A 12,872-nucleotide genomic window follows, 5' to 3' on the forward strand; every position below is an offset into this window, starting at 1 on the left:
AAGGGAATAATTGATTTTAGTTTATTCTAAAAAATAATTTCAAACAAGATAGTTTCTTTTTAAATGTCAATTTTAAAAATTTGATTTCATAAATATTTTTAAATTTTATTTATTCTCTTATAGTCTAAATGCATTTACAAATTTAACAAGTTCAGCCACTTTTTCTATTGGAGTGTGTTGTGTGCATCCATGTCCTAAGTTGAAGATATAACCGTATTGATGTTTGCTGCCATCAATTAGACATTTTTCTAAATGATCTAAAAGACTATCTGTTGGTGCATATAATAAGAGGGGGTCTAAATTTCCCTGTAATGAGATGTAAGTTTCTTTAAGCTGTGCAGATACTTCATCTAAATTTTGTCGCCAATCAACACCATACACATTGGGGTTTATTTCTAAAAGCTGTTTTGTAAGATGTGCACCTTGACCAAAAAAGTGAATTACTGGGGCATGCATTTTTATTTCATCAACAATTTTTTTTGTGTATGGAAGACAAAATTCATTGTATTGATCAGCAGAAAGAGCTCCCGACCAACTTTCAAATAATTGAATTACTTCTGCACCAGCTTTTATTTGCATTTTTAAATAAGCAATTGTTACTTTAGTGAGAATATTCATAAGACTGTGGAATACATCAGGTTGGTTAAACATTAATTTTTTGCATTCAAAAAACTCTCCTTTACTGCTACCACCTTCAATCATATAACTTGCAACAGTAAAAGGAGCTCCTGCAAATCCAAGTAAAGTAACATTTTTATCTAAGCGTGTTTTTACTTTATCAAGTGTTTCACCAACGTAACTTAATTTTTCTATTAGTTTTTCTATATTTTCTGTTAAATTTAATAAATTATTTAAATCATTTTGTGAGCGAATTGTTTTTTCGAATTTTGGCCCTTCTTTTTCAATAAAATTAAGTCCCAATTCTAATGCATCAGGAATAAGTAAAATATCAGCGTAAAGAATAGCTCCATCTAATTGAAAACGTTTTAATGGTTGCAAAGTAACTTCAGCTGCAATATTAGGAGTTTTAAACATTTGTAAAGTAGAATGTTGTTTTCTTATTTCACGATATTCAGGTAAATAACGACCAGCTTGGCGCATAAGCCACAATGGAATTTTTTCTGTTTTTTTTCCAATGGCAGCATTATACAAGATTTTCGTCATAAGAAATCTCCAATCAAATTGAGTTACAATAGTTTTGGATTTTTTGTTTCCAAATATTGAATTGTTTTTTTCACGTCCTGACTTCGATTCAATGGCATGACAAGTATTGCGTCTGGACTAGCCACAACTGCAACATTCTCCATTCCAATTACTGAAACAAAGGGGCCTGTTGAGTGGACAACTGAATTTTTTGTATCAAGCAGAAAAACTTCTCCTGAAACGTTATTTCCTTGACTATCCTGTTCAAAACATTCCCTTACAGCCGACCAGGAACCCACATCGTTCCAATCAAAGTTTGCTGGGACGCAAGCAACGTGACTTGTTTGTTCAATAAAAGCAATATCAATCGGTACATTTTCTAATTTTTTATAAACTTCAGCTATATTATAGTTGTTTATACTTTCTATCAATTTAGCTGCTTCTGGTTGAATATGCGAATATGCATTCCAAAATGTTTTTGTTTTCCAAACAAAGATTCCTGCATTCCATAAATACTTTTGGGTTCTAATAAATTGTTCAGCTGCAGCTTGATTGGGTTTTTCTCTAAAACTACGCACACTATAACCAGTAGGAGTTGTCTCTGAAAGTCGCTGTGGAGAAAGAATATTTCCTTCAATATCGAGAGGAAGTCCTTGTTCGATATAACCGAAACCCGTTGCTGGATAAGTTGGTTGAATACCAACTGTGACAAACAAATTATTTTTGGCCAGATTGATGGCATCTAGGATAGTTTGTTCAAAAGATCTTACATTTTGGATGGAATGATCTGAAGATAAAATGACCATTATAGAATCTGGATTTTCCTGCATAAGTTTCCAAGCGGTTAAAGCAATTGCTGGTGCTGTATTACGCGCTTCAGGTTCTACTATGATTTTATCTATTTGATGTGATATTTGGCTCTTGCAAAGCTTTTCTTGGCATTGAGCAGTAACTAACCATCTGTTTTGAATGGGGGAAATATTTTTTACTCTATCTATTGTTAATTGTAAAAGCGTTTTTTGTTTTTCACCTAAAGATATGAACTGCTTTGGAAATGATTTTCTAGAAAGTGGCCACAGTCTTGTCCCTGATCCGCCGCATAAAATGATTGAATATATATCATTGTTCTCAAAGTTTTCTAAAAGATCTGATTGCAAAATAGCTCCTTTCATGCAGAAAGCAGGATTAAGAATATTCATATAATCTATCTGTAATTACATAATAAGCAAGAATTCTCAACTAATTGACAAACACCATTAAGAGTTCTTTACTTGCTTGGATTGTTTTTTCAGCCGCATTGAAAGGGTTACTAATGGCAAATAAAATTCAAACTTTAAATGATTTATCTTTCTCTTCTGATCAGCAACCAGTTGTTTTTTTAAGGTTAGATTTAAATGTTCCCATAAAAAAAGGTGCTATTTCGGATGAAACTAGAATTGTGGCTGCTTTACCAACAATAAAATGGTTATTAGATAAAAAAGCAAAAATTATTGCTTGCTCACATTTAGGGAGACCCAAAGGTGTTGGGTATGAAGAAGAATTTTCCCTTGCCCCAGTTGGAGTTCGTTTAGCAGAATTACTTAACTTAGAAGTAGTTCTAGCTCAAGATTATGTAGAAGATGGATTTGGAAAAATTGTTTATGATTTAAAACCAAATCAAATTATTCTATTAGAAAATTTACGGTTTCATAAAGAAGAACAAGCTGGAAATGCAAATTTTGCTCAAAAATTAGCTAAAAATGCAGAATTTTATGTCAACGATGCATTTGGTACATGCCATAGAGCCGATGCATCCATGTTTGCCGTTCCTGAATGTTTTCCATTAGAAAAAAGAGCTGCTGGTTTTTTAGTTGCGAAAGAAATGCAGTTTTTAGAAGAAGCTTTTAGAGCTCCAAAGGCTCCTGTTACTGCCATTTTTGGAGGTTCTAAAGTTTCAGATAAAATAGATATTCTTCGTAAATTCACTAATATTGCAAATAATATGATTATTGGTGGAGCTATGGCATATACTTTTCTAAAATATTTAGGTAAAAACGTTGGTAAATCAAGAGTTGAAGAAGATAAATTAAATCTTGTAGAAGAAATTTTCAAAGCGGCTGAAAAAAGAAATGTTAAAATTTATTTACCTGAAGATCATATTTGTGGTGCTGATTTTTCAGAAAATACTATCCCAGTTGTTGTTCAATCTGCAGATATTCCAGAAGGATTAATGGGATTAGATATAGGAGAAAAGTCTGCTGTTACTTTTGGTAAAATTATTGAAAGTAGTAATGTTGTTGTCTGGAATGGTCCTATGGGTGTTTTTGAATTTGAATCCTTTTCTAAAGGAACAAAAGCTGTTGCACAAGCATTAGCGCAATGTAGTGGAACAACAATTGTAGGAGGTGGAGATTCCGCTGCTGCTATTGTTAAATTTAATTTACAAGATAAAGTAACTCACGTTTCTACTGGTGGTGGGGCAAGTATGGAGTTACTTGAAGGAAAAGAGCTCCCTGGAATTAAAGTGCTGCGTAAAAAATAAGGGATTGGGATATTAATATGCAAAATAAAAGAAAAAAACTTATCATTGGAAACTGGAAGATGTTTAAAGATGCCATTCAGGCTTCAGCTGATTTCCAAACTTTGTCAGATAATGTTGCTGCAAAAAATTTATCAATTGAAGTTGGAGTTGCAGCACCTAGTATTTTTTTAGCGGATTTAGCTAGAAAAACTAGAAATACTGTTTCTTTGTTTGCACAAAATGCACATTGGGCTGAAGAAGGAGCTTTTACTGGAGAAGTGTCTCCAGCGATGTTAAAAAGCATCCATGTTTTAGGAAGTCTTGTTGCGCATAGTGAACGTCGTCAAATGTTTGCAGAAACAAATCAAACTGCTGGAGCCAGAATTAGTGCATTGCTAAATCATGGTATGCGAGCTGTATATTGCGTAGGTGAAACACTTGCTGAACGTGAAAAAGGTCTACTAAAAGAAATTTTAGTCACACAGTTAGAGCAAGCTTTTGTTGCTTCTAAAATAAGAAATTCTCAAACATTTGTTGGCTCTGACCCAAATAAACCTCTTCTTTCCATTGCGTATGAGCCTGTGTGGGCTATTGGCACGGGGAAAGCAGCTTCAGCTGTGGAAGCTCAAGAAGCGCACACAATTATAAGAACTTTTTTACTGAATTATTTTGGAGATGAAATTGGAAATCAGTTCCAAATTTTGTATGGCGGCAGTGTTAAAGCTAATAATGTCAGTGAATTCATCAATTGTCCTAATATTGATGGAGCCCTAGTTGGCGGAGCAAGCCTAGTTCCAAAAGATTTTTTAGAATTATGTATGAAGAGCTCTAACTAATTTTATTCCCTTTTATAATCAAGTTTATAAGGGGGTTCTTCTTTTACATATTCCGAATGCGCCTTTTGTGTAGCTGTTTTATGGTTATGTTCAAGAGGCTCAGAAGCTACTGTTGATGGCTTATGTTCATTTAAATTAGAATTACTTACTTGTGTTGGAATTTCTTTTTCGTTTGTATATAACGTAATATAAACTTTTTTTCCATATTCACTACTTTTGCCTACCGAAATTAATTCTTTATTATCTATATTTGGTAATTTTTTAGATAACAATTCCGCAGCATTTTGTAATCTTTCTTTTGATAGTTTATCATTATATTGATTGCTACCTTTTAAATTTGCAGATGCAAGAACTTTGATAGATATAATATTTTCACTGCTTTTCACTTTTTCTAAGCAAGACGCAATAAAATTTGAATCAATATTACTTTTATTCAACTCAAATTCATATTGGCATTCATACTTGTTACTGTAATTTTTCTCTGATATTGCATATGAATTTGAAAAAAGTAAACAAGAGATAGGCACTAACAACTGAATAGACTTAAAAGAATACATATAATTTTCCTTTCTATCTTTATCAACAAGATTGAATTAATACATAAAAAAATATTAATGTCAAATTATTAAAATTATTGATTATTTACCATGTCAGACAAAATTGCTAAGAAAATTGACATAAAACTTAAAAATAGAATACATAAGCAATCTTGGAGGTTGGTATGCTGGAAAATTATATTAATATTGCAAAATCTTTAGAAAAATTATTCACTCCTTATCTAGAAATTGTAATTCATGATTTAAAATTAAAAAAAATTACCTATATAGCTAATAACATTTCTAATAGACAAATTGGAGAAGATTCAAATTTAAATGATATTAAATTTAATGATTCACAAAAAATTATAGGTCCTTATGAGAAAATGAATTATGATGGAAGAATGCTTAAAAGTATTAGTATAGTCATAGATATTGATAATCCAAAATATTTGATGTGTTTAAATTTTGATTGTTCATTTTTAGTAAATATGAGAAATATGATTGATATTTTTTTTAATAAAGATGATTTTGATAAAAATGCAGCCGTACTTTTTAAAGATGATTGGCAAGAAAAAATCCATATTTATTTAAATAATACTCTAATAAATTTGAAAAAAGATATTAATTCTTTAACAAAAGAGGAAAAAAAACAAATTATTATTGACCTAGAGAAAAATGGAGCTTTTCAAGCGAAAAATTCAAAAGAATATATTGCTAAGATATTAAATATTTCTAGAGCATCAGTATATAACTATTTAAATAATTAATACTATTTAAATATTTTTAATTCTTCTTTTGTAAAATATTTTAACATTAAATTTTCAGCTTCTTTATCTTTTAAAAATTTTGCTAAAGTGCCGTTTATTACTTTAGCTTCATCTTCAGAAAATGATTTTTTTGAATACATAAAATATGAGTAATCTTCTTTATCAATTGGAATCATAACAAGATCATTTTTAAAATCAGAAGAGTTTATTAAGGTTTTAGCAATTGCTATGTCACTTAATAAAATTGCATCAACTTCTTTATCAATTAATTTTTTAAAATTGAGTGCATTTTTTGAGGTTAAAACCAAATGATTTACAAATATTTGATTGCTCATAAGAGTTTCATACTCTTTATTGTAAACAGCACCAATCATTCCAGCAACTTTGCTTTTATTTTTTTCTTGGGTAAGATCTGTTAATTTAAAATTTTCGAAATTTTTATAATCTTTTTTATGGATAATAATAACTGAAGGTGAATTAAGGTATGGTTCAAAATAATAAGCAAATTCTTCTCTTTCTTTTCTTTTACCGACTCCCATGACGATATCTAAATTACCATGCTTGGCTTCATAGATAATACGAGCGAATGGAAGATCAAAATATTCTACTTTGCAGTTTAGCTTCTCTGCTACTTTATTCATCACGTCAATATTAAGACCTTTTGGCTTTCCTTCTAGATAAACTTCAAAAGGGTAGCGATCTGATACTGCTACTTTCCATGGCTTTTTGCATAATTCTAAAGCGTTAATTTTGTAACAAACTAAAAATGTAAGAAAAATAACGATAAATTTTAAGTTCAAAAAATTTACCATAGAAATCCTTCCCATAAAACTTTATTTTTATTATTTTATCTGAGCTTTTTCAATTTAAAAACATCAAATTACTGACATTTTTTTAGCAGTTGTAAATTAAGATGCAAGAACGTCTAATAAATAATTAAATATTTTATTAGACTTTATGAATTCAGAAGTTATTAAATGTAATAAATTAAAAATACTATAAAATTAAATTTTAATTAATTTTATAGTTAATAAATTAAAATATTTTTCTGAAGTGAAATAATTTTAATAAGATAACGCTTTTTTGATGTTATATTATTTATTAATTTATTAAAACTAATTAAATATTTTGACAAAATAATAAAAAAATATAAAAAATATAGAAGAGGTGATTAAGTTTACAAGGAGTGAAAATTTTTAAATGCCTGAATATAATTATATCAATGATTTACTAAGCAGCGACCTTCCAAAAATGTTTCATCTTCTTTCTGATAAAGGGATTTTAGTTACTGCGACAAAAAAACATGATTTTTTAATGGAAACATTTCAATTTCATGAATTTGATTTTGATGAAGAATGTAAGCAATATTTCAGATATTTAGTAAAAAATCCTTTTGAAGCAAAGAAAATGCAGAGTAAATTGATTGATAATCAAGTATTAATTATTAATGAATTTTCTAATTTATTGTATAAAAAATTTTATAAAATACAGAAAGAAGAGGATTTTTATAATGATTTAAGTTCTTTATTTGATTCTGAAGAAGGTAAAAAAAGTTTTCTAAAAGAAATTGATCTTCAAAAAGAAGATTATAAGAAAATGCATGAAGGCTGTTCTTCCTATATTATTAAATATAATTCAGTTGAAATTTTATTTTATATTATTCTACTGCAATATGTGATGAAAATATATAATAGAGAATCTATTAATTTTATTGATCTAGATGGAAAAGTTGAAACTGATTTTGTATCTGAACTCATTATAAACTTTTATAATGAGGTTTTAATTCTTTATATTGAAGAAATAAACAGAATAGAGCGAATTAGTAAAATTTTTGAAATTATTATGGATTCTTTTTTAGAATATAAAAAAATATCGGGTGAAGAAAGAGCTTTAAAATTATTTGGGAACTTTATTGAGAAAGATAAAAATAATCTGCAATATAAATTTAAAGAATTTAGAGATAAAAAATATTTTTTAAATTTTCATGAAATCTATTTATATCTTTTGCTAAATAGAGAACTATTTCATACTATCTATTTCAGTAGAGGTAAATTTACAGGTAATTTTAGAATATCACATGCTGAAGAAATATTATTTAAAAATTTTTCTAAGTCTAAATACAAAAAAATATTGGTTAAAGTAAATTCTCTAGGTGAAAAGAAAATTTTGTATAATAATTTTGAAGAAAATTTTGCTTCGGTTGAGTATTTTTCGGAAAAAACAAATTACTGTCTTATTAATAAAGAGAAGCTTTTCCTATATCCTTCAGATATTTCTAAAAACGATTACTTTGAATTTAAAAAATCTATTTCTAATAGCACAGTATTTGATTTTAAATTAAAAGAAGGTATTCAATATTTAAGTTCCCTCAAATTTACATTTAAAAATTTTGATAAATCTTTTAGAGATACATTTGTAGATATTGTTTTTAAATTTACAAAATGTATTACTAAACAAAAACCAGCCCCACTTGTGAGCTATGAAAAAAATGAAAAAAAAGTGTTAAAAGTCAATAAAACAGATAGTTCTTCTATAAAAAAAGGAAACTTTTTTGAACAAAATGTAAAAAAAACTCTTAAAAGCATACCTATTTTATCAAAACTAACAAATGAAAAAGAAGCTATTACACTTGAAAGGAGCTTATCATCTGAATCTATAGGATTAGAACGATCCATATCATCTGAAAGTATTACAACGAATAGTGAATTAGTTAAGTCTCATCAAAATAAATTTTATGAAAAAAGATTATTTCTTGTAGCTAAATCTGGTGGCACAAATTTAGCAACAGATCAAATAAGCATAGACTTGAAAAAAATTGTTCAGTTTTCAGATCCTTATGCCCTAAGTGAAGAAAATATCACAGTCCTCCAAGCTGCATGCCAAAAAATGAATCATGAATTTATCAAAAATTATTTAGAAATTATCCATGAGTTAAAAATAAATTATAATTCTAATTTTATAAATATAGATGGTTTAACAGCAATTCAATTTTTATTTATTGCAGGTTTTGATCCTAAAAATAATCATTTATTAAAACAAAACTATCTTCTTTTATCTATCAAAAGACTTTTAAAATATTCTTTTCAAAGTAAATATATTCAAAATGTAAAAGTAGATATTGCAATAGATGAAAAACTTAATACGCCTTTCCATAAAGCAGTTTTATTAAATATGGAGTCTCTATTAGGATTGCTTTTAGAATATGCAGATCAACCTTCTGTAAAAGCAGCAATTCTACTAAAAAATAAAGAAGGTAAAACTGCAATTGAATTGTGTAGCAATAAAAAAAGTAAAGTATATGAAATGCTCTCAACAAAATTAAATTCTAGTAATATTTTATATAATGCAAAATATGTGCCACAAAAAAAGCTAGTTAGTGCAATGAATTATTTGCAGAAAAAAGTATAAAAGCTAGCAAATATATTTATCAAAAAATAAAAAAGGGCTTCATTAACTGAAGCCCTTTAGAAAAATCAAGAATTTAATTGATTATTTTTTTTCATTTTCAGCGGTTTTAGTTGCAGGTGCTGGTTTGGCAATTGATACTAAATTTACTTTGAAAACAAGAGTTGAATTAGGTCCAATAGATGGAGAAGGAGATTGTGCACCATATGCAAGACCTGCTGGGATATAAAGCATCCAAGTTGACCCTTCAGGCATTAATTGTAATGCTTCAGTCCAGCCTTTAATCACTCCATTTACAGGAAAAGAAACAGGTTGGCCACGTTGGTAGGAACTATCAAATACTTTTCCATTAATTAAAGTACCTTCGTAGTTAACTGTTACTGTATCAGTTGCTTTTGGTTTAGCGCCTTTTCCTTCAGTAATAATTTTATATTGTAGCCCACTTGCTAAAGTAACTACGCCTTTTTCAGCTTTATTTTTGCTTAAAAAAGTTTCGCCTTCTTTTAAGTTCTTATCGCTACGAATTTTTTGTTGTTCTGTCATATATTTTTGCATAAAAGCTTGAGAATCTTGTGTGCTAATTTCAGATTCTTTTCCATTTAATCCATCTTCAATAGCTTTTAACAAGATATTTTTATTAATCTTTATTTCTCCGCCTTTAATGCTTGAAGAAATTTCGTGTCCAATAATATAGCTCGCTTTTTCTTCGTCATTTTTAAAAGTCATAGTACCCTTCTTAGTTGCTGGAGTAGAAGGTGCTTCTTTTTTTGCAGGAGTTTCAGCTGCAAAAGAGGAAAAAGAAAGCATTGGAGAACTTGCAAGAGCAGCAAGTGTTGCCCATTTTTTTGTTGAAGCAAATTTCATAACTGAGTTCCTTCTTATGGTTAAAGTATGGCATTCGTCAACAAAACGAATGGTCGCAACACTGTATTACTGTTATATATAAGTGTCAAGATAAATTCTTCTTTCAGCTATCTTATTGGTGTTTAATATAATGATATTACTTGATTTTTGAGGTGGGAGTGATAGTGGAGAAAAAAACATATGAGTTCAGCATATATATTGGACGTTTTCAACCATTTCATTTAGGACATTTGGAAAGTATTAAATTTGCGCTTAAGTATTCAAAAAAGTTAATTATTATTTTAGGTGGTGCTTATTCTTCTCCATCTCCTAGAGGGCCATGGAATATTGCGCAAAGAATTGAAATGATTAATTCTTGTTTGAGCGAAACTGAAAAAAACAAAATTTATTTTGTTGGTATTCGCGATAGACTTTATTGTGAAGAAAAATGGATTCAAAATGTACAAGGAGAAGTATTTAAAATTACAAATTCAGTTAGAAATATTGCAATTATTGGACATCAAAAAGATGCTAGTTCATATTACCTAAAAATCTTTCCCCAATGGGAGTTTTTAGAAACAGGCAATTTTAAAAGTATAAATGCAACTGATATCAGAAATCTTTTATTTTTGAAAAATGATTTTTTAAAAATTAGTAAATATGTGCCTAAACCTATTCTTAAATATCTAACTAAATATGCTAAATCAAATGACTATAATTTATTAAAAAGAAAATTTAAATATATAGAGAAAAATAGGAATAAATTAAGAAGAGATAGTGTGACTAATGCTTTAATTTTTTGCAATCAATATATCCTTCTTTTAATGAGTAAAGAACCATTGAAAAAAGATCTTTATTCTCTTCCTGAAGTGGATTATTTAGATAGAGAATTTGAAAATAATTCACTTGAAAATTTACAAAATGAAGTAACAATTGATATTGATAAAGAGCATTTATCAATGAGTTATGTTTCAAGTGATTTTTTTAATTATTCGGAACGTTTTCCTTTAGGAAAACAATTGTCAAAAACATATTTATTTATGATTAAATCTGATAATTTACCATTAATTTCAGCTGCAAAAAACTCACTAAAAGTTATGTGGGTTTTATTAGATGATTTACCATTTTTTCAAGATAAAATGTATGCAGATCATTATCAAATAATTCAAAAATTTAATAAGAATTTTTATTAAAAAAAGCATTTTGTCTAGTTAAAACTGAAATCCAGTTTGAAAATTTATTTAAATCAAAAGATTCTTCAGATATGTCAGAATTTTCTATTGATTGCTGTAAATTAAAACCTTTACTTAAATTACTAATTACTGGAAAAAACTCTTTTGGAATTCCAATCACATCAAGACTCCAAGGATTACTTTTAAAAATAATTACATCTTCAGATTTATTTTCTATTTGAGTTAATTTTTCTTCACGGATTTTTTCTAAATCTTCTTCGTTATTGTTTTTATTTTCTTTTGCTTCTAAAAGCTCTTTTGCTGCATTATATAATTGAAATATAGGCCAATCAGAAGTAAATAAAATATGTTCTTTTTGTAAGTATATGTTATCTGCAATTGGAGATTCCTGTCCAAAAGTATTTTCCAAAGGGTTTTTAGCGGATAAAATTTCATGTATTAGAAAACAAAATAAAATAAAATCTGGGACGAAAGGACAATTTTGAATTTCTTCCTGCAATTTTAAATAATTGGAAAATTCTTTGACAGAATTTGTCATATCTTGTGGAGTTGGATTATTATGAAAATAATCCATTAAATAATTTTCAATAAAACTTTTACCAAATAAAGCGCTTGCTAAATCAAATATTGTTTGTGAAAATACGCTTGACACTCTACCATAAAATGATTGGCGATATGCCTGAATCCTATGAAATGTTTCTGGATCAAAGAATTGATATTCTTTTTCAGTAGTAAAATGGTTATAATTTTCATTTGGATTTGAGTAAATCACTTTTAGAAAAAAATTTTGTAAATCTTTTAATTCATCTATTTTCATATTAATGAATTTCCAATATTAATTTCATTGATTATTTCTGAAATAGGAGCTTGTTCATCATCACGTTCAATTATCACAGGTCTTTTACCAATAAAGTTTAAAGCAGACTGCATTAACGACCAAACTTCAGAGCAAACTAAATTGTCATGAGTATCAAATAAAAAATCATCCATCGTCGAGTGACCAGCTAGATGATATTGTTTAACAAAACTAGGATTAACTTTCTTTAATTCTGTTAATGCATTAAATTTATGATTTACTGCTGATACATAAAGATTATTTATATCCAAAAGAATACCACAACCTGTTTTTTTGCAAAGTGAATTTAAAAATTCTATTTCTGTATAATCATTATTTTTATAAGCAACATAAGAAGATATGTTTTCAAGACAAAGAGGTCTTTGCAGAATATCTTGGACAATATGAATGTTATTAATAACAAGTTTTTCAGTTTCTTCATTTAGTGGAATAGGAAGTAAGTCAAAACTATTGTGTGTTGGTGAAGCAGAAAAACAGAGGTGATCTGAAATTACTAATGGATTTAATCTGTCACTAAGTTTTTTCAAGTTGTAACAGTAATTTCTATCAATGCTAAAAGCATTTGCAATATTTAAACCTACACCATGCATAACAGTGTGTGTTCGTTCTCTTATCTTATCTAAATGATAAAGAGCCGGACCGCCTTCTAACATCATGTAGTTATCTGCCATAATTTCAAGAATAGGAAGGTCAGAGAGTTGGTGCCAAAATGAATAATGGGCAGCTCGAAGGCCTGCCCCAAATATTCCATCTTTATGTTTAATCGTTAAATTTATTTCATTCACATTCA

Annotated in this window: 12 protein-coding genes; 5 read left to right on the top strand and 7 right to left on the bottom strand. The window is 28.3% G+C overall.

Translation table 11 applies throughout. The annotated features are described in order from the left end of the window. Window positions 1-117: 117 nt before the first annotated feature. Together hemE and GOY08_RS13890 are read right to left on the bottom strand one after the other, a co-directional pair. Window positions 118-1,164, bottom strand: a complete 1,047-nt coding sequence (hemE, locus tag GOY08_RS13885; RefSeq protein ID WP_158999525.1) for a uroporphyrinogen decarboxylase — start codon at window positions 1,162-1,164, stop codon at window positions 118-120. Between the two features lie 23 nt (window positions 1,165-1,187). Next, on the bottom strand, window positions 1,188-2,300 hold the full coding sequence (locus GOY08_RS13890) for a mannose-1-phosphate guanylyltransferase (protein ID WP_158999526.1): 1,113 nt from the start codon (window positions 2,298-2,300) through the stop codon (window positions 1,188-1,190). A gap of 155 nt (window positions 2,301-2,455) precedes the next feature. Between GOY08_RS13890 and GOY08_RS13895 the strand changes: the two genes are divergently transcribed. Continuing rightward, window positions 2,456-3,664: a phosphoglycerate kinase gene (locus tag GOY08_RS13895; protein WP_158999527.1), complete on the top strand. Its 1,209-nt coding sequence runs from the start codon at window positions 2,456-2,458 to the stop codon at window positions 3,662-3,664. A gap of 17 nt (window positions 3,665-3,681) precedes the next feature. Beyond that, entirely contained in the window at window positions 3,682-4,479 is a 798-nt protein-coding gene (gene tpiA, locus GOY08_RS13900; protein ID WP_158999528.1) for a triose-phosphate isomerase, read from the top strand. A gap of 2 nt (window positions 4,480-4,481) precedes the next feature. On the opposite strand, the gene GOY08_RS13905 is transcribed toward tpiA, so the two are convergent. Continuing rightward, window positions 4,482-5,036, bottom strand: coding sequence for an OmpA family protein (locus GOY08_RS13905; RefSeq protein WP_158999529.1), 555 nt, complete (start codon window positions 5,034-5,036; stop codon window positions 4,482-4,484). Window positions 5,037-5,200: 164 nt separating this feature from the next. Between GOY08_RS13905 and GOY08_RS13910 the strand changes: the two genes are divergently transcribed. Continuing rightward, window positions 5,201-5,785, top strand: coding sequence for a helix-turn-helix transcriptional regulator (locus GOY08_RS13910; RefSeq protein WP_158999530.1), 585 nt, complete (start codon window positions 5,201-5,203; stop codon window positions 5,783-5,785). A gap of 2 nt (window positions 5,786-5,787) precedes the next feature. Here the strand turns inward: GOY08_RS13910 and GOY08_RS13915 are convergent, their stop codons facing one another. After that, window positions 5,788-6,597, bottom strand: a complete 810-nt coding sequence (locus GOY08_RS13915) for a substrate-binding periplasmic protein (protein ID WP_158999531.1) — start codon at window positions 6,595-6,597, stop codon at window positions 5,788-5,790. A gap of 388 nt (window positions 6,598-6,985) precedes the next feature. Between GOY08_RS13915 and GOY08_RS13920 the strand changes: the two genes are divergently transcribed. After that, window positions 6,986-9,193, top strand: coding sequence for a hypothetical protein (locus GOY08_RS13920; RefSeq protein WP_158999532.1), 2,208 nt, complete (start codon window positions 6,986-6,988; stop codon window positions 9,191-9,193). An 81-nt stretch (window positions 9,194-9,274) separates the two neighbouring features. Here GOY08_RS13920 and GOY08_RS13925 read toward each other — a convergent pair whose 3' ends face one another. Beyond that, window positions 9,275-10,054 carry an FKBP-type peptidyl-prolyl cis-trans isomerase gene (locus tag GOY08_RS13925; protein ID WP_202914071.1) on the bottom strand — a complete coding sequence of 260 codons (780 nt, stop codon included), beginning with the start codon at window positions 10,052-10,054 and terminating at the stop codon, window positions 9,275-9,277. A gap of 164 nt (window positions 10,055-10,218) precedes the next feature. Between GOY08_RS13925 and GOY08_RS13930 the strand changes: the two genes are divergently transcribed. Then, window positions 10,219-11,226 carry an adenylyltransferase/cytidyltransferase family protein gene (locus GOY08_RS13930; RefSeq protein ID WP_158999533.1) on the top strand — a complete coding sequence of 336 codons (1,008 nt, stop codon included), beginning with the start codon at window positions 10,219-10,221 and terminating at the stop codon, window positions 11,224-11,226. On the opposite strand, the gene GOY08_RS13935 is transcribed toward GOY08_RS13930, so the two are convergent. Continuing rightward, window positions 11,207-12,043 carry a hypothetical protein gene (locus GOY08_RS13935; protein ID WP_158999534.1) on the bottom strand — a complete coding sequence of 279 codons (837 nt, stop codon included), beginning with the start codon at window positions 12,041-12,043 and terminating at the stop codon, window positions 11,207-11,209. The genes GOY08_RS13930 and GOY08_RS13935 overlap by 20 nt on opposite strands. After that, on the bottom strand, window positions 12,040-12,867 hold the full coding sequence (locus GOY08_RS13940) for a DUF692 domain-containing protein (RefSeq protein WP_158999535.1): 828 nt from the start codon (window positions 12,865-12,867) through the stop codon (window positions 12,040-12,042). Before GOY08_RS13940 ends, GOY08_RS13935 begins: the two co-directional genes overlap by 4 nt. Window positions 12,868-12,872: the final 5 nt, after the last annotated feature.

It is taken from the genome of Pigmentibacter ruber, from assembly GCF_009792895.1.
Taxonomy (GTDB): Bacteria; Bdellovibrionota_B; Oligoflexia; order Silvanigrellales; family Silvanigrellaceae; genus Silvanigrella; species Silvanigrella rubra.

Coding starts and splice junctions, on each gene's coding strand:
- GOY08_RS13905 (WP_158999529.1), bottom strand. CDS start 5,036: ATGTATTCTTTTAAGTCTATTCAGTTGTTAGTGCCTATCTCTTGTTTA.
- GOY08_RS13935 (WP_158999534.1), bottom strand. CDS start 12,043: ATGAAAATAGATGAATTAAAAGATTTACAAAATTTTTTTCTAAAAGTG.
- GOY08_RS13910 (WP_158999530.1), top strand. CDS start 5,201: ATGCTGGAAAATTATATTAATATTGCAAAATCTTTAGAAAAATTATTC.
- GOY08_RS13915 (WP_158999531.1), bottom strand. CDS start 6,597: ATGGTAAATTTTTTGAACTTAAAATTTATCGTTATTTTTCTTACATTT.
- GOY08_RS13920 (WP_158999532.1), top strand. CDS start 6,986: ATGCCTGAATATAATTATATCAATGATTTACTAAGCAGCGACCTTCCA.
- tpiA (WP_158999528.1), top strand. CDS start 3,682: ATGCAAAATAAAAGAAAAAAACTTATCATTGGAAACTGGAAGATGTTT.
- hemE (WP_158999525.1), bottom strand. CDS start 1,164: ATGACGAAAATCTTGTATAATGCTGCCATTGGAAAAAAAACAGAAAAA.
- GOY08_RS13895 (WP_158999527.1), top strand. CDS start 2,456: ATGGCAAATAAAATTCAAACTTTAAATGATTTATCTTTCTCTTCTGAT.
- GOY08_RS13925 (WP_202914071.1), bottom strand. CDS start 10,054: ATGAAATTTGCTTCAACAAAAAAATGGGCAACACTTGCTGCTCTTGCA.